Raw genomic sequence first — 742 nt, forward strand, 5'->3', positions numbered from 1 at the left:
ATATTGTTGCCAACGGTCGTGTGTATGGTTTGTTGCGTTTGGTTTAGCAACTAATTTAATAAATAATAATGCAGATAGTTCTTTTGCAAGTGATTTTCCGAAGGGAAAATCCGAAGCAATGAACTATACACCTTGTTACCACACGTTTTTTATCCATGTATGCCAACATCAGTTATTTTGTTTTCTTTACTCAAAGCAACAATAATTTGATGCTGCCAAAATAAATTTCCATCGTCGTAAATTAATTCTAAACTGGTGTCATCAAAAAATAATATTTCGATCAATTTTATTCGATTCACAAATTCCTTTTCGGAAATCTTGGTTCCATTTTCTTCAATCCAATCTTCATTTTTTAAAGGAAGAAGTTTTTTTACAATCGCATAATTGATTTCCTTTCCATTCTCTGAAATCCAATTTAACTTTTGATTTATTTGAATGATAAATTCATTTTCCTCAATTTCAATTTCGGTCGGGTCATATTGTATATTAACTTCACTGCCGAAAAGCGAAATATTAGCAATATTTGATATAGAGTTCAGTTTGTCAGATTCCGTTTTAGTATCAGTTATTCCGTTTTTTTTCTTCCAGTCGGAAAGTGATTTAAGAAACTCTTCACTTGTAAAAGTTACTTCAGCGTCATATTCCTCTTTTTCAGTTTTAAAGTCTGATTTTTTTAAGTTAAAATTTCCCTTTTTCCTGAATTTTGAAAATAATCCCATATAGTTTTTCTTAAATGTGTGGT

The 742-nt window shown here is 30.1% G+C and carries 1 protein-coding gene; it reads right to left on the reverse strand.

Annotated features, from left to right (window positions below; genetic code table 11):
* Positions 1-149: 149 nt before the first annotated feature.
* A partial coding sequence (locus AC1EUY_RS16105; RefSeq protein ID WP_480196575.1) for a DUF2262 domain-containing protein occupies positions 150-742 on the reverse strand: 593 nt, incomplete at its 5' end.

Source organism: Maritimimonas sp. 2210JD6-3, assembly GCF_056591795.1.